Source organism: Anaerococcus jeddahensis, assembly GCF_001182725.1.
GTDB classification, from domain to species: domain Bacteria; phylum Bacillota; class Clostridia; order Tissierellales; family Peptoniphilaceae; genus Anaerococcus; species Anaerococcus jeddahensis.
On record NZ_CWHU01000005.1, the window covers coordinates 1,067,794 to 1,083,943 of the forward strand.

Below are 16,150 nucleotides of genomic sequence, written 5' to 3' on the forward strand. Positions count from 1 at the left end.
ATAAGTCTATAAATTTACATCTATTTATGTACATTATAAATTTAGTCTATTAATTAGTCAATATTTTTATACTGATATAAAATTAATTTTTCCCAATATTTTTAAAGAATAAATAGAAGTTTTATTACAGTAGAAAAAATTAATATAGCCCCCACCAAAAGGTGGAGGCTATATTAATTTTTTCGATTTATTTAATTAAAATAATAAATTGAATCTAAAATTTCTTCGAAACTTGTAATTCCATCTAAAACTTTTTTTAATCCATTGTAAGTCATAGACTTAAAATTTTTTTCTTTATTCAATAAATCTAAATCATTTTTGCTGAAATTTTTATTTTCAAAGAAAAGATTTTTGTAATCATCATCAAAATCTACAATTTCTTCAACGGCTTCTCTTCCTAGATATCCATCGTGGCATTTTTCACAAGATCCTGGATCGTAAATATAAGTTTCTTCGTCTATATCAAAATAATTTTTTACAAAATTATATTCTTCTTTTGAAATTTTTCTTTTTTTCTTGCATGAGCAAAGTTTTCTTACAAGTCTTTGGCTTGCGAGAGTATTTACGGATTGTTTTATAAGATAATCTTCAACTCCCAAATCACGTAGCCTATTAATTGATGCAAAACTATCATTTGTATGTAGAGTCGTTAGAACCAAATGTCCAGTTATGGCAGCTCTTACTGCCATTTTTGCCGTTTCATTATCCCTAATTTCTCCAAGCATAATAATATCTGGATCTTGCCTTAAAATTGACCTAAGTGCACTTTGAAAAGTTAGGCCTATTTTTTCATTAATTGAAATTTGATTAATACCCAAAATATTAATTTCAACTGGATTTTCTATACTAATTATATTTCTATCTTCATCGTTTAATTTATTTAATAAAGAATAAAGGGAAGTAGATTTTCCAGAACCTGTAGGTCCAGAAAAAATTATCATTCCTGATTTATTTTTAATAGCTTTTTGTAAAATCTCTTTTGACCTATCAGTAAAACCCAATAAATTTTGAGCTTTTTTAAAATTTTCTATGGAAAGAATCCTTAGAACTAATTTTTCACCAACTATTGTATTTAAAGTTGAAATTCTAAAATCTATGTGAGGAAATTTTTCTAATTTCAAATATCCATCTTGGGGTCTTCTTTTTTCTGAAATATCTAGTTTTGAAGATAATTTAATTCTTGTCAAAAGTTTTATATAAGAGGAATAATCCATCTCGGTAATAATTCTAAGTTTTCCGTCAATTCTAAATCTAATTCTAGAAAAATTTTTATCCATTGGCTCAATGTGGATATCACTTGCATTTAAATTAAGAGCCTTTGTTATAAGCTCATTTATATAAAAATCAATATTGGTTTTAATTAAATTATTATCCATCACACGCTCCAATATTTATCATCCAAAGACCTATATCTTACAGCTTCAAGCAAGTGTTTTGCCTCAATTTTTTCGCATCCATCAAGATCTGCAATTGTCCTAGCCATTTTTATAATTTTATTGTAAGATCTTACAGAAAAATTATATTTATCGAAGGCCTTTTGGCCAATTTCCTTTACATTTTTATCAAGTTTTATATATTTTTTCATAAGCCTTGTTGAAAGAGCTCCGTTTGTAGAAATTTCTTCATTCTCATATCTTTTTATCTGAATCTCTCTTGCTCTTTGAACTTCTTCTTTCATTTCTTTTGAAGATTTAGTTTTTATATTGTCATCCAAATCTTTGTACTTTACAGGTTTTATTTCTATGTGAATGTCAATTCTATCAAGAATTGGCGAAGATAATTTTGACAAATATTTTCTTATTTCATTTTGAGTACAGGTACATTCTTTCAAAGGATTTCCATAATTTCCACAAGGACAAGGATTCATAGCAGCAATCAAAATAAAGTCTGCAGGATATTTTATGCTTGCCATTGACCTTGAAATATTTATTTCCTTGTTTTCCAAAGGCTCTCTCAAAGCTTCTATAGTTTTTTTGGAAAATTCTGGAAATTCGTCTAAAAATAAAACTCCCTTATGAGCTAAAGTTATTTCTCCTGCTTTTGGTATATTTGCCCCTCCTCCAATCAAAGAAACTTCGCTTGCTGAATGGTGGGGAGATCTGAAGGGTCTATTATTTATTAATTTTCCGCTTTCAAGAAGTCCCATTACTGAATAAATTTTTGTTACTTCAATTTTTTCTTCAAAATCCATATCTGGTAAAATTGATGGTAAATGTTTAGCAGAAAAAGTTTTTCCACTTCCAGGAGGTCCAATCATCAATAAATTATGGCCACCAGCTGCTGCAATTTCTAGGGCTCTTTTTAGTGAATCTTGACCTTTTATATCAGAAAAATCATAAGGATATGTAATTTTTTCACTTGTATTTGATAATTTTGTTTTGTAGGGAGATTTTTTTGTATTTTCGTTAAGATATGAAACTAATTCTTCTAAATTTAAAAATGGAAAAATATCACAATCATTTATTATTGCACACTCGTCCTTATTTTCATCTGAAATTATAAAATTTTTAAAGCCCTTTTCTCTCATAGAAATTACCATGGCAAGGGCACCTTTTACTGGGACAATTCTTCCATCAAGTGAAAGCTCTCCTATAAAAATAAAATCATCTTTTGAATTTTCAATTACTCCCATGCTTTTTAAAAGAGAAATTGCAATTGGCAAATCAAGTTGAGTTCCTTCTTTTTTTATATCTGCAGGCGATAAATTTATGGTGATTCTTCCTTGGGGAAATTTGAAACCAGAATTTATCAGAGCTACTCTAATTCTGTCTTTGGATTCTTTTATAGATGAATCTGGAAGACCTACAATATTAAAAGCTGGCATGCCTGAAGTTATGTCAGATTCAACTTCAACCGCTTTTCCTTCAAGTCCTAAAAGACTTACTGTATTTGTTTTTGAATACATTTTATTCTCCTAAACCCAAAATTTTTTGATATTTTTTAAAATCTTCGTGGACATCTGCACAAAATTCTCTATAAATTCCATCTTTATCTTTAAATCCTAATTTGTGGCAATGAAGTAATTGGTGATCCAAATTAAATTTGTGTTTTACATTTCCATAAACAGGATCTCCCAAAAGCGGATGATTAATATAGGTCATGTGAACCCTAATTTGGTGAGTTCTTCCCGTTAAAATTTTTATTTTTACCAAAGAATATCCATTATTTTCTGAAACAACTTCATACTTACTAATTGCATCACGACCAGAATTTCTCACAGCCATTTTTCTGCGATTATTTGGATCACGGTCCATAAAGGTGTGGATTGTTCCAGATTTTTTTTGGAAAATTCCATTACAAATTGCAAAATATTCCTTGTCAATTTTTCTTGTCTCAAAAAGATTTTTCAAATATTTATAAGATGAATTACTTTTTGCAATTACCATAAGACCAGTTGTATCCTTATCAAGTCTGTGAACAATTCCTGGTCTATCATCGCCTCCGATGTGGGATAAATTATCATAGCCAAAATGATCCAAAAGTCCATTTACCAAAGTTTTACTTACAATTGAACCTGCTGGATGGACAATTACATTTTTATCCTTGTCAATAATTGCAAAATCTTCATTTTCATAAATTATTTTTAAATTCATATCTTCAGCTTCGATTTTTGCTTTTTCAAATAATTTATCAGAAATTTCTATTTCATCTTCTAAAATTAATTTGTAGGAAGGTTTTATTTTTTTATTATTTACTTTTATTTTGTCATCTTTGATAAAATCTTTCACCTTTTCTCTAGGAATTTCTTCAAAAATATCTGAAAGATATTTATCAATTCTAATTTCTTTATTTGCTTTAATTTTCATACTTAAATTATAGCATTATGAAAAAATATATACAAAATAGGATTATTTAAAAAATTCAAATAAAAAAAACTCTTGCAAAATAAAATTTTGCAAGAGCAAATTAATTCTTTTAAACTTTTAATCTTTTTTCTCCATTATAAACTTCATCTATAATGCAAGAACCCAAGCATACTTCTCCATCATAAAAAACTGCGGCTTGACCTGGGGTTACGGCCTTTGTTTTATCGTAAGTGATTTCAACTTTTCCGTCATCTAAAATTTTCACATGAGATTTTATATCTTTTTGTCTGTACCTAAATTTACAGGTGCAATCAAATTCTTTTTTTAGTCCCTTTGCTGAAATTGATGATAAATTTGATCCTATTAGCCTATTTGAAAATAATTTTTCATTATTTTTTCCTTGGCAAACAATTAGTTCGTTTTTTTCTAAATCTTTTCCACAAACAAACCAAGCTTCACCTTCTCCACCAATTCCAAGTCCTCTTCTTTGACCAATTGTGTGATACATTAAACCGTAGTGTTTTCCCATTATATTTCCATCAGTATCAACTATATTACCTTCTTTTGCTGGAAGGTAGTGGGATAAAAATTCGTTGAAATTTCTTTCTCCAATAAAACAAATTCCTGTTGAATCTTTTTTATCGGCTGTCGCTAAATTATTTTCTTTGGCAATTTTTCTAACTTCTTTTTTGTCCAAATCTCCTACCGGAAATAAAACATCTTTTATTTGGTCTTGGGATAATTGCGAAAGAAAATATGTTTGGTCCTTGTTTGAATCAATACCTCTTAGCATTTTGGTTTCGCCTTCTGACCTATCAACTCTTGCATAATGACCTGTTGCAAGATAGTCTGCTCCCAAATCTTTTGCATAATCCAAAAATGCTTTAAATTTTATTTCCTTATTACACATTATATCAGGATTTGGAGTTCTTCCTTTTTTATATTCATCAAGAAAATATGAAAATACCCTATCATAATATTCTTTTTCAAAATTTATGGAATAATATGGAATTCCAATTTGATTGCAAACTTTAACTGCATCTTCGTAATCAACTTCTGCAGTACAAACTCCATTTTCATCTTCCTCGTCCCAATTTTTCATGAAAATTCCGCTTACATCATAGCCTTCTTTTTTTAATAAGAGGGCTGCAACAGATGAATCGACTCCACCACTTACACCAACGATAACTTTTATATCTTTCTTATCTTTCTTTTCCATCTATCCCCCTTAATTTTTTCAAAACTTCAAAAGTATAGTCAATATCTTCTTTTGTATTTGTAAAACCAAAAGAAAATCTTACAGAATGTCTTGCCCTTTCTTCATCATACATATTTTTTATAACATTACTTGCTTCAACACTTCCAGCCCTACAAGCAGATCCAACAGAAATGCAAATTCCGTTCATGTCCAAATATGTAAGAAGAAGTTCATTTTTAACCTTAGGAAAATATAAATTTAATATATGGTCAGTAGAATTTTCCAAACTTCCATTTATTTCATATAGGAAATTGGATTCTTCTAATTTTTTTACAAAATATGATTTTAATTCTTTGATTTTTTCTCTTTCACTTAAAGCCTTTGGGAAGGCTTTTGCCATTGAATATGCTCCCATAGTAAAAGAAGTTCCAGCACGCCTATCTTTTTCTTGCTCCCCTCCTTTAATGAGTGGATTTATTTTTTTATTACAATAAAGAACACCAAAAGAATTTATCCCTCCAATTTTGTGTCCTGAAAGAGAAAGTGAATTACAATGAAGTTTTTCTACATCAATATCAATATGAGAATAAGCTTGAACACAATCAACATGGAAAAAAACATCCTTATCTTTTAAAAATTCTCCAATTTCATAAACTGGCTCAATTGCCCCTATTTCATTATTTACAAACATCAAAGAAACTAATTTTACCTCATCTGTAAGTTTTTCTTTCAATTCGTCAAGAGAAAAATATCCATCTTTATCAACATCAAGAAAAATTGTTTTTTCCCTATTTACAGTATTTAAAATAGAATCATGCTCGATTTTTGAAGTAATAACAAAGTCATCCTTAAAATTTGACAAAATTGTATTATTTGCCTCACTTGCAGAAGATGTGAAAATTATATGGTTTGGATTTGCATTAATAGATTTTGCAATTGCTTGTCTTGATTCTTCCAATACTTTTTTGCCAGCCCTACCCAAAGCGTGCAAAGAATCAGGATTTCCATCAAAATTTTCCATATTTTCAAAAATATTTTTCAAAATTTCTTTTCTTTTTATTGATGTAGCTGCATAATCAAAATATATCATTAAAATTTCCTTTTAATTTATAAAAGACCTAAAAATTTAGGTCTTAGTCGTCAAATTCTTCTTTTAAAATTTCTTTTAAAACTTCAGCTTCTTCCTTTGTAAAAGTAATTCCCTTGCTCATTCTTGTGTGATCTTCATTCCAATCTCTCAAATCATACTTAGGATCCCTATCATTCCAAGAAACAAGATTTAATTCCTTTGTCCATCCTTTGGCATTTGTTGAAAGAACTCCTAAATTTTCCACTATATCATATTTTATTGCCATATAAACTCCTAACTATAATAATTTCTTGGCAAAGATCCAAGCAAAACATATTCAATCTCACTTGCTGCCATTTCCATCTTACGAATTCTGTTTTTTATTCTACCCTTTTGTTTTATAATCTCATCATCATCTAAATTTTTAATATCTTCTAAGCTTTTAAGAAAATTTTGAATTTTCCTATTGTCTTTTTTATAAGAAAAATCACTTTCTTTAATTCTATCGATTTTTTCAACAAAATCATAAAGCTTATGATCTCTCAATGAAACATAAGAATCAACAAAAAGCCTATCAAGCTTTTCCTTGTCATCATGAAATTGACTAAGATTTTCATATCCTGTCAAATAAAAATTCAATTCATACTCAGCCTTTATAAGGCGAATTTTTAAATCCAACAAATTTTTTTGATTTTTAGTTAAATTATTTTCATCAATAAGATCCATATTATCCTCTCCTTTGAGTATAATAACATAGAATAATTTCTTCTACAAGCATTGTATTATAAAGTTTTTAAAAATCAATTTTATCATTTTAAATTTATTAATTTGAATTTTTTTCAAAAGAAAAAACCTAGTTTAATCTAGGTTTGGTTTGTCTAACAAATCAATGTGGCAGTAGCCGTTTGGATTTTTTTCTAAATAATCTTGATGATAATCTTCAGCTTTTATAAAATTTTCTAATTTTTCGACTTGAATTTGAATTTTTCTTTCTTCATTTTTTTGTTTTTCTTTTATAAATTTTTTTGAAAATTCTAAATCTTTTTCATCTTTTGAAAAAATTCCACTTCTATATTGAAGACCTACATCATTTCCTTGCTTATTTATTGAAAACGGATCGATTATATAGTAAAAATATTCCAAAATTCTTTTTAATGAAGCTTCTTTCCCATCATAAGTAATTTCTACAGTTTCAGCGTGGAGAGTTTGGTACAAATTTTCGTAAGTCGTTTTTTCACAATTTCCATTTGCATATCCAACTAAAGTTTCTTCTACACCTTTTATGTCTTTAAAATATGCTTCAACTCCCCAAAAACATCCGCCTGCCAAATAAATTTTTTTCATTTTTTCTTTCTCCAATCATACTTTTTGCTTGGTTTTCTAAATTTAAAACTCATTAATGATTTTGATAAAACTGATGCTAACAAAATTCCAAATGAAATTGCTGATGCAACTGCCATGGTATCAAATAAAGTTACAAGAGCAAGGGATTTTTGTCCATCAATAAAATAAAATAAGGTATTATAAATTCCTTTTCCTGGTACTAGATTTATCATTCCTGGAACTATAAATAATATTGCTGGCATCTTGCATTTTCTTGCAAATATTTCTCCAACAATTCCAGTAAAATATGATCCCAAAAAAACCGACAAAAATAATCCACCATAAAAATCTCTAACTAGCATGAAAATTAAAAATCCTACGGCTCCAGCAAGAGATGATAGTCCTATTGATCTTTTAGGGCAAGAAAAAAACATAGCAAATCCTACAGCTGATAAATATGAAAATATAAATCCCAAAATATATTGCATATTTCCTCCTTAAAATAATGTCATTGGAAAAGCAACTCCAATTGCAAGAGCAAGGGAAACAAAAAATGACATAGCAAGTCCCGTTAGTCCACTTGTTGAATCTCCACTCATCAAATCTCTTATAGAATTTGTAAGTAAAAATCCCGGTACATAGGGCATCATTGATGAAATAATTACATTTGCCATATTAAAACCAAAAATAAATTCTCCTATTAGATGAGCAAAAAGTGAAACCATTATTCCTGCAGCGAAATTTTCTATAAAGTATCCGTACATCTTCTTTTCAATTTTAATAAAAATTAAATACGTTAAAAGTGAGACAATAAAGGTAACTGGTAAATCCAAAAGATTTGGTGTTTTTGAGTTAACTATCATTGGAAAAGCTGTTGAAGCAAGGGTTGCTCCAATGATTTTTAATTTAACATCTGCCTTGGAAGTTTTTTTAATTTTATCAAGTTCTTTTAAGGCCTCATCAAGGCTAAATTCATGATTGCAAAATTTTCTTGAAAATGAATTTACCTTATCAACTACTATTAAATTATTTCCCCTATTTTTTACCCTCTTAACATTTGCATAGGTCCTACCATCAACATTAAAAGAATATATTAAGGCGTTAAAAGTTGCAAAAACATCTATATCGCTTGCTTCATAAATAGATCTAATTATTCTTTCAACCGTATCTTCTACCCTATAAATTTCTGCACCATTTCTTAACATCATAGCTCCAGCTCTTGATGTGATTTCGAGCAATTTATTTATATCATCTTCCCTGTATTTCATATATATTCCTTTTTTAATACAAAAGTAACTTTCCTTAAATTAGAGGAAAGTTACTTAGAAAAATTTACATATTTTTGTATTTATTAATATTATCTAAAGAAAGAAATTCGTAAGCATCATTTATTTTTTGAAATTTTTCTGTCGCATCCGGATCTGTGCTTATGTCCGGGTGATATTTTTTGGCAAGTTTTCTGTATGCAAGCTTAATCTCATATTGATCGCTTGTATAGGCTACTCCCAAAGTATCACAGGCTTTTTGATATTTTTCCTTAAAACCAATATCATTTACAAATCCACCGTTTTGGTATGATCCTGTATTATAGCCACCATTAAAATTTCTTTCATCAAAATCAAATCCCGAAAAATTAAAACCTTGAAAAAATTCCTCAAATCTTTGATTCATTTCTTCTTGTCTTCTTTGTCTTTCTTCTTCAGCCTGTCTTCTTCTTTCTCTTTCTTGGTCTAGCCTATATTTTTTTGCATAATCTGATAAATTATCAAATCCTTTTTTCTCGCCTGAAATTAAGCTATCAGCCTTATCATACATCCATTCAATCAATGTATAGTTTCCATATCTTAAAAGGGAAATAAAAGATTTACCAAGAAATGGAACTACTGCAATTATTAAAAGTATAGTAAAAACTTTAGGTGGTATAGCTATAAAAAATAAAGGAAGTGCAAAAATTACTGAGCATCCAATTAGCATAATAACTTGACTTAAACCTTCAAAGACTGTAACTATAGCATTTAAAATATTTATTAAAAAATTAAATATAGAATTTAATGCACTTGCTAGTCCATGGATAAATTTTCCAAATATTTTTTTCACATTTTTCTCCAATCTAACATGATTATACCCAAGTTATTTTTATCTGTCTACTAACCAAAAAGCTCTTCATTATTAGAATTATAAAGTTTGTAATAAATTCCTTTTTTCTCAAGTAATTCTTTATGACTTCCTCTTTCAACAATTCCATCTTCTGTTAAAACTAGAATTGAATCCGCATTTATAATTGTAGAAAGTCTGTGAGCAATTGTTAATGTCGTCCTTCCCTTTGATAATTTTTCCAAAGAATCTTGAACAATAGCTTCACTTGTGTTATCCAAAGATGAAGTTGCTTCATCCAAAATCAAAATTGGAGGATTTTTCAAAAATACTCTTGCAATAGAAATTCTTTGTTTTTGACCTCCAGAAAGTTTTACTCCTCTTTCTCCAACATAGGTATCAAATCCATCAGGAAGTTCCATTATAAATTCATAAGCTCCTGCAAGCTTACTTGCTTTTATAATTTCTTCATCACTTGCGTCTTCTTTTCCATATAAGATATTATCTTTGATACTTGCTCCAAAAAGATAAACATCTTGTTGGACAATTCCAATATTATTTCTCAAAGAATCCAAGGTCAAATCATTAATATTTTTATCATCAATTAAAATTTTTCCCTTGTTTAATTCATAAAATCTTGGAATAAGTTTTGTAATTGTAGATTTACCAGCTCCAGATGGTCCAACTAGAGCAACATTTTCACCAATACTTATATCAAAATTAATATCCTCCAAAGTCCATGGATCTTTTTCGTCTTGGTCAGGATATTTAAAATAAGCATGGTCAAAGGAAATTTTTCCCTTAACATCTGTAAGTTTTTTTGTATTTTCCTTATCAAAAATATCAGATTTCATATTAATAACTTCATTAAATCTTTCAATTCCTGTAATCCCTTTTTGATATTGGTCAGTAAATTCTACAAGCCTATTTACAGTAGCAATAATTATATTTAGATATAAAACAAAGGCCACCAAATCCCCTGGGCTTATCTTTCCTTTTATTACAAAATTTCCACCCATAATTATTAAAACAGCATACATACTTCCAGCAAATAATTGGTTAATCATATTGTAAGATGCCATATTATAGTATTTTACTTTTTTGATATCGACAAATTTGTCATTGCCTTTTTTAAATTTCTTTTTTTCTAATTTTTCATTAGCAAAAGATTTTACAACATCTATTCCCAAAAGAGAATCTTCAATACTTGAATTTATTTCTCCAATTTGTTTCTTTTCACTTTTTACGGATCTTGAAAAAGCTCTTCTTTTTATTCTTGCTGCATAAACCATAAGTGGAATAATTATATACAAAACAAGAGTCAAAGGAATATTTATAGTCATCAATACTACAAATGATATTGAAAGTTTTATAAAACCTATAAAAAATTCTTCAGGACAGTGATGAGAAAATTCAGTTATATCAAAAAGATCTGTTGTCATCCTACTCATTAGTTGTCCAATTTTTGTTTCATTGAAAAAAGCTGTAGACATTGTCAAAAAGTGTTTGAAAATATCCCTTCTCATATCTTTTTCAATGTGAGCTCCCATTATATGGCCGTAAGATTGCATTACATATCTTCCGGCAACTTCTACAAGTTTTGTAAGAGCATATATTAATGTAAGTTTTAAAATAATTGAATAAGTCAGGCTAGAATTTGCTGCATGGTCTGTAAGCGTTGATAAAATTATTGGTAAAATTAATTCGCAAACAGTTGTTAAAAATGCAGAAAATAAATCGATAGCCAAAATATTTTTGTAATCCTTATAATAAGGAATAAATTTCTTAATTAATTCTTTATCAGAATAAGTTCTTTTTTCCATCTCTCCTCCTTTTATTTATACTCTAGTATTTTACTATTAATTTAAACTTAGTCACTTGATTTTTTATTTGTTATTGTTAAAATATTAATGAAGATATAAATAGGAGGATATATGGCAAGAATAATTGAAAAAACAAATCTTAATGATTCAACCATTAAATTTGTTGTAAATTCACCAGATATTGCAAAAAGAGCTAAGCCTGGTCAATTTATAATTTTAAGAATAGATGAGAAAGGTGAAAGGGTTCCTTTTACAATTTCTGAAACTGATGATGAAAACGTAACGATAATAGTTCAAATAGTTGGTGGAACTACTATAAGAATGAATGAATTAAAAGCAGGCGACGGATTTTTGGATTTTGTTGGTCCTTTGGGAAAACCAACTGAACTTGATCAATACAAGGGAAAAAATGTTTGTGTAATTGGTGGAGGTTTGGGAACAGCTATTGCATATCCTCAAGCAAAATATTTACATAAAATTGGAGCTCATACAGATGTAATCATGGGCTTTAAAAATAAAGACATAGTAATTCTTGAAGACGAATTAAAAGAATCTTCAGACAATTTATACATTACAACTGACGATGGATCTTACGGTAAACAAGGTTTTGTTACTGAAGTTTTAAAAGAAAATATTGAAAATGGAAAAAAATATGATCTTGTTTTGGCAATAGGTCCAATGATTATGATGAAAAATACTGCCCTTGTAACAAAAGAATATGACATTCCTACTATAGTTTCTTTAAACTCAATTATGGTTGATGGAACTGGTATGTGTGGTTGTTGTAGAATTACTGTTGGAGGCGAAATGAAATTTGCCTGTGTTGATGGACCAGATTTTGATGCTTTTGAAGTTGATTTTGATGAAGCCATGAACAGAGGAAGAAATTACCAACAAGAAGAAAGAGAACACATTTGTAGACTAACAGGAGATATGAGAAATGGCAAAATTTAATATGAGTAAAGAAAAGGTAAGCATGCCTGAACAAGATCCAAATGTTAGAAACAAAAATTTTGACGAAGTAGCTCTTGGTTATGATTTAAAAATGGCCCAAGAGGAAGCTCAAAGATGCGTTCAATGTAAAAATAAACCATGCGTTGACGGCTGTCCTGTTTCTGTAAGAATTCCAGAATTTATTCACCAAGTTGTTGAAGGTGATTTAGAAAAAGCTTACGAAATAATTTCATCAACAAATAACCTTCCAGCAATTTGTGGTAGAGTTTGTCCACAAGAAAACCAATGTGAAGGAGTTTGTACAAGAGGAAAAAATGGTGAGCCAGTAGGAATCGGTAGACTTGAAAGATTTGTTGCAGATTATAACATGAATAAGGATTATAAAAAACCTGTTGAAGTTACTGGACAAAATAAAAAAGTTGCCGTTGTTGGTTCTGGTCCTTCTGGACTTTCTTGTGCAGCTGACCTTGCGAAATTAGGTTATAAAGTTGTAATGTTTGAAGCTTTCCACACAGCTGGTGGAGTTTTGATGTATGGTATTCCAGAATTTAGGTTGCCAAAAACTTTGGTTCAAAAAGAATTGAAAAATGTAATTGGTCTTGGAGTTAAACTTCAAAGAAATACAATTATTGGAAGAACAAAAACAATAAATGAATTGTTTGAAGAAGATTTTGAAGCTGTTTATGTTTCAACCGGAGCAGGTCTTCCAAAATTCTTGGGAATTGAAGGAGAAAATTTAAATGGAGTTTATTCAGCAAATGAATTTTTAACAAGAATGAATTTGATGAAAGCATATAAATTCCCAGAATACGAAACACCAGTTCATATAGGCAAAAAAGTTTGTGTAGTTGGCGGTGGAAACGTGGCAATGGATGCGGCAAGAAGTGCAAAAAGAATGGGCGCTGATGTAACTGTTGTTTATAGAAGAAGTTTCGAAGAAATGCCAGCAAGAGCTGAAGAAAGTCACCACGCAAAAGAAGAAGGAATTAATTTTATGAACCTCCACAATCCTGTAGAAATTGAAGGAGAAAATGGTTGGGTTAAAAAAGTTAAACTTGAAATAATGGAACTAGGTGAAGAGGACAAATCTGGAAGAAGACGTCCTGTTCCTACTGGAAAATACGAAGAAGTTGATTTTGATTCTGTAATAGTTTCAATTGGTCAATCTCCAAACCCATTAATCAAACAAACAAATGATGATATAAATACAGAATCTTGGGGTGGAATTATAATTGATGATTCTACTATGACAAGCAAAGACGGAGTCTTTGCAGGAGGAGATGCAGTAAGTGGTGCTGCAACAGTAATTCTTGCAATGGGAGCTGGTAAAAAAGCTGCTGAAAATATCGACAAATATATAAAAAATAAGGCTAGATAATTAAATTTTTTACTTTTATTTTAAAATGAAAATCCGATATCACAAATTATATTATTATGTGTGGTATCGGATTTTTTTATAAGAATATATAAAAAAGCTTTTTTTTTTATTAATTGATAAAAAATTTTACATAAAAAATATCAACCCATACCTCTTTTTAAGGTTTGGGTTGATACTAAAAATTATTTACAATTATTTTATTTTATTTTTTCAATAATTCTTGATTTTGTCTCAAAATTATCGCTTGTTCCTGTTATAGAATTATTTTCTTTTGCCAATTTTGACATTTGATCAAGAATGTCTTTAGCTTGTGTTATATCTTTTGATTTATCAGATAATTTATCTATTCCCTTTGTTTTATAATCGCTTAATCCTTTTTGGAATTTTTCAAATGATGATTCGTATTGATCACTTCCATTTTTTAATTCTCCAGTTGAATCACTTAATTTATTTATTCCACTGTCTAATTGTTTAATTCCATTTGCCATTGGATTTATGGCTGTTTCGTTTATATTTTGAAGTGATGATAAAGCTTTTGATCTTTCTTGGAATTGTTTTAAACCGCTAGAAAGACTTGCTGAACCATTTCTTAGTTCTTCAGAATTTGAATCAAGCTCATTTATGGCATTTGAAAGCTTATTTACGCCTATTTGATTTTGATTAGCTCCAGCTTTCAATTTTTCAGAACCGGCTTTAATTTTACCTGTTGCCTCATCAATCATTACAACTGAATCTTCTAATTTTTTGATATTAGCTTTTGACAATCCATCAGATATTTGTTTGCTTCCTTCTGAAAGCTTAGTTGATGATGTTTGGATTTTTTCTTTTGATTGGTTTAATTTTTCGCTTACTTGACCAAGACCCTTGTTTTCTTGTCCGATTGCATTTGAAAGATCAGCAGAACCTTTTGAAATTTCTCCAAGGCCTGCTTTTATAGCAGCATTTCCTTGATTTTTTGCTCCAAGAGATTGAGCCTCAGACATAAGTCCTTGTTTTATAGCATTTAAATTTTCAATTTCTCCTGACATAGAACCATCTTCATTTTTTGCTTGTAAATTTCCTATGACCTGATCAATTGAGTTTATTTGTGCATTTAAATTTTCTATATCAGAGTCAAGACTTGGTAGGCTTTGAGCATTTTGATTAAGATTTTCTATTCCTTGATTTAAGTTTTTTGATGACTGATCAATTTTTGCAAGTCCCCCACTTAATTGACTTAGGCTATCTGCAAGTGGACTTATTCCTTTTGATAATTGATCTAGTCCATTTGATAAGTCACCCATTGAAGATGTAAGTTTTCCTAAATCATTATTATTTGAATTTTGTGTTAAAGTTTTTCTTAATGAACTTGTTCCCTTATTTAGTTTTTCAAGTGATGAATCTATTTCACTTGCACCATTTTTTAAGCTCTCTGCTCCTTGGTTTAATAAAGCCATATTCTTATTTATTTCGCAAACTGCTCCTGTATATTGGTTTACTCCAGAATAAAGTTTTGATCCACCATTATTTAATTGATTTACTGCTGAATTTACTGTTTGAATCTTTCCTGGTAAGCTTGAAAATCCATTTGCTAATTGGTCAAAAGAGCTTACAATTTTACTTGATCCTTGGGATAATTGTCCTGCTCCTTCATTTAATTTTCCAATTCCATCGTTTAATTTTTTGCTTCCTTCTCCTAATTTATTTGCTCCATCCACAAGTTTTGCTGCATTATCTTCAAGTTCATTTATTCCATTTTCTAATTCATCGATTGAAGAAAGCTTAGTTTCATCTTGGAAAAATTCATTACTTATTAGAGCATAAATTTCTGTAGGCTCATAATCTTTTACATCCATTTCCATTTCTATTTTATCTTTAAAAGAATCTATTTTGTCGTTTTCAATTAAACCCTTGAAATTTTCTTTTAAACCTGGAGTAAGGATTCCTGCAACTATTTGATTTTTTCCATCTTTTACAATTTTTCCATCATCTGTTGTAAGATTTTTAACCTTTGCTGAGTCAAAACTTATTTCTGTAAGAGCAAGGTATGGTGAATAAACTTCCTTTTCTTTGCCATTTATTTTTGCATTTGTTTTTATTTTATTCACTGCTTCTATTTCAATTTTTAAATGGCCAGATTTTCCCTTTAATTTATCAAAGGTCATTTCCTTTCCATCCAAAATATATTTCACATTGATATCAACTGGTAAATCTTCTTTTGTTTTTCCTTGGTAGTAGATATCCTTGCTGTCTTCATTCCAATTTATATATCCATTTTCAAGATCAACTTTTTTATCAGTTTTTAAATTTTTTACATCCTTTAAACTTGTTTTATCTTTTATTTTAATATTGTTGTCAGAATTTATCCAAATTGACCCAGTTTTATCTTTAATTTTGTCAGCTTCTTTTGTAACATAAATTGTTTCGTTTTTTCTAATATTTGCTTCTTGTGCGTAGGCAACATTAGTCATCAACAAGCTACTTGCAAGAACTAATGAAAATCCTTTCATTAATTTATTTTTCATA

At 29.2% G+C, this 16,150-nt stretch carries 15 protein-coding genes; 2 read left to right on the plus strand and 13 right to left on the minus strand.

The annotated features are described in order from the left end of the window. Positions 1–191 precede the first annotated feature (191 nt). From BN2087_RS08230 to BN2087_RS08285, 12 genes are all read right to left on the minus strand, one after another. Positions 192–1,376, minus strand: coding sequence for a GspE/PulE family protein (locus BN2087_RS08230; RefSeq protein WP_049691292.1), 1,185 nt, complete (start codon positions 1,374–1,376; stop codon positions 192–194). Beyond that, positions 1,376–2,905, minus strand: coding sequence for a YifB family Mg chelatase-like AAA ATPase (locus BN2087_RS08235; RefSeq protein WP_049691293.1), 1,530 nt, complete (start codon positions 2,903–2,905; stop codon positions 1,376–1,378). The genes BN2087_RS08230 and BN2087_RS08235 overlap by 1 nt, the downstream gene beginning before the upstream one ends. A gap of 1 nt (position 2,906) precedes the next feature. Then, complete coding sequence (locus BN2087_RS08240; RefSeq protein ID WP_049691294.1) at positions 2,907–3,806, minus strand: RluA family pseudouridine synthase; 900 nt, start codon at positions 3,804–3,806, stop codon at positions 2,907–2,909. A gap of 109 nt (positions 3,807–3,915) precedes the next feature. Beyond that, positions 3,916–5,025, minus strand: coding sequence for a tRNA 2-thiouridine(34) synthase MnmA (gene mnmA / locus BN2087_RS08245; protein ID WP_049691295.1), 1,110 nt, complete (start codon positions 5,023–5,025; stop codon positions 3,916–3,918). Further along, entirely contained in the window at positions 5,009–6,094 is a 1,086-nt protein-coding gene (locus BN2087_RS08250) for a cysteine desulfurase family protein (protein WP_049691296.1), read from the minus strand. The genes mnmA and BN2087_RS08250 overlap by 17 nt, the downstream gene beginning before the upstream one ends. A gap of 43 nt (positions 6,095–6,137) precedes the next feature. After that, positions 6,138–6,359: a YdbC family protein gene (locus BN2087_RS08255; RefSeq protein ID WP_004838352.1), complete on the minus strand. Its 222-nt coding sequence runs from the start codon at positions 6,357–6,359 to the stop codon at positions 6,138–6,140. A gap of 8 nt (positions 6,360–6,367) precedes the next feature. Then, positions 6,368–6,799 carry a hypothetical protein gene (locus BN2087_RS08260; RefSeq protein WP_049691297.1) on the minus strand — a complete coding sequence of 144 codons (432 nt, stop codon included), beginning with the start codon at positions 6,797–6,799 and terminating at the stop codon, positions 6,368–6,370. Between the two features lie 132 nt (positions 6,800–6,931). Then, a complete protein-coding gene (msrA, locus tag BN2087_RS08265) occupies positions 6,932–7,417 on the minus strand; it encodes a peptide-methionine (S)-S-oxide reductase MsrA (protein WP_049691298.1) in 486 nt (161 codons plus the stop codon). Continuing rightward, entirely contained in the window at positions 7,414–7,884 is a 471-nt protein-coding gene (locus tag BN2087_RS08270) for a threonine/serine exporter family protein (RefSeq protein WP_049691299.1), read from the minus strand. The genes msrA and BN2087_RS08270 overlap by 4 nt, the downstream gene beginning before the upstream one ends. 9 nt (positions 7,885–7,893) lie before the next feature. After that, positions 7,894–8,664, minus strand: coding sequence for a threonine/serine exporter family protein (locus BN2087_RS08275; RefSeq protein WP_049691300.1), 771 nt, complete (start codon positions 8,662–8,664; stop codon positions 7,894–7,896). A gap of 64 nt (positions 8,665–8,728) precedes the next feature. Then, positions 8,729–9,493: a J domain-containing protein gene (locus tag BN2087_RS08280; protein WP_049691301.1), complete on the minus strand. Its 765-nt coding sequence runs from the start codon at positions 9,491–9,493 to the stop codon at positions 8,729–8,731. A gap of 50 nt (positions 9,494–9,543) precedes the next feature. After that, positions 9,544–11,313, minus strand: a complete 1,770-nt coding sequence (locus BN2087_RS08285; RefSeq protein WP_049691302.1) for an ABC transporter ATP-binding protein — start codon at positions 11,311–11,313, stop codon at positions 9,544–9,546. Positions 11,314–11,424: 111 nt separating this feature from the next. Between BN2087_RS08285 and BN2087_RS08290 the strand changes: the two genes are divergently transcribed. Both BN2087_RS08290 and gltA read left to right on the plus strand, forming a co-directional pair. Then, a complete protein-coding gene (locus BN2087_RS08290; protein ID WP_049691303.1) occupies positions 11,425–12,267 on the plus strand; it encodes a sulfide/dihydroorotate dehydrogenase-like FAD/NAD-binding protein in 843 nt (280 codons plus the stop codon). Further along, positions 12,254–13,645, plus strand: coding sequence for an NADPH-dependent glutamate synthase (gltA, locus tag BN2087_RS08295; RefSeq protein WP_049691304.1), 1,392 nt, complete (start codon positions 12,254–12,256; stop codon positions 13,643–13,645). The genes BN2087_RS08290 and gltA overlap by 14 nt, the downstream gene beginning before the upstream one ends. Positions 13,646–13,842: 197 nt before the next feature. Here gltA and BN2087_RS08300 read toward each other — a convergent pair whose 3' ends face one another. Further along, a complete protein-coding gene (locus BN2087_RS08300) occupies positions 13,843–16,149 on the minus strand; it encodes a coiled-coil domain-containing protein (RefSeq protein ID WP_049691305.1) in 2,307 nt (768 codons plus the stop codon). Between the last annotated feature and the right edge of the window lies 1 nt (position 16,150).

Coding starts and splice junctions, on each gene's coding strand:
- BN2087_RS08275 (WP_049691300.1), bottom strand. CDS start 8,664: ATGAAATACAGGGAAGATGATATAAATAAATTGCTCGAAATCACATCA.
- BN2087_RS08260 (WP_049691297.1), bottom strand. CDS start 6,799: ATGGATCTTATTGATGAAAATAATTTAACTAAAAATCAAAAAAATTTG.
- BN2087_RS08255 (WP_004838352.1), bottom strand. CDS start 6,359: ATGGCAATAAAATATGATATAGTGGAAAATTTAGGAGTTCTTTCAACA.
- BN2087_RS08300 (WP_049691305.1), bottom strand. CDS start 16,149: ATGAAAAATAAATTAATGAAAGGATTTTCATTAGTTCTTGCAAGTAGC.
- BN2087_RS08250 (WP_049691296.1), bottom strand. CDS start 6,094: ATGATATATTTTGATTATGCAGCTACATCAATAAAAAGAAAAGAAATT.
- mnmA (WP_049691295.1), bottom strand. CDS start 5,025: ATGGAAAAGAAAGATAAGAAAGATATAAAAGTTATCGTTGGTGTAAGT.
- BN2087_RS08235 (WP_049691293.1), bottom strand. CDS start 2,905: ATGTATTCAAAAACAAATACAGTAAGTCTTTTAGGACTTGAAGGAAAA.
- BN2087_RS08270 (WP_049691299.1), bottom strand. CDS start 7,884: ATGCAATATATTTTGGGATTTATATTTTCATATTTATCAGCTGTAGGA.
- msrA (WP_049691298.1), bottom strand. CDS start 7,417: ATGAAAAAAATTTATTTGGCAGGCGGATGTTTTTGGGGAGTTGAAGCA.
- gltA (WP_049691304.1), top strand. CDS start 12,254: ATGGCAAAATTTAATATGAGTAAAGAAAAGGTAAGCATGCCTGAACAA.
- BN2087_RS08230 (WP_049691292.1), bottom strand. CDS start 1,376: ATGGATAATAATTTAATTAAAACCAATATTGATTTTTATATAAATGAG.
- BN2087_RS08285 (WP_049691302.1), bottom strand. CDS start 11,313: ATGGAAAAAAGAACTTATTCTGATAAAGAATTAATTAAGAAATTTATT.
- BN2087_RS08240 (WP_049691294.1), bottom strand. CDS start 3,806: ATGAAAATTAAAGCAAATAAAGAAATTAGAATTGATAAATATCTTTCA.
- BN2087_RS08290 (WP_049691303.1), top strand. CDS start 11,425: ATGGCAAGAATAATTGAAAAAACAAATCTTAATGATTCAACCATTAAA.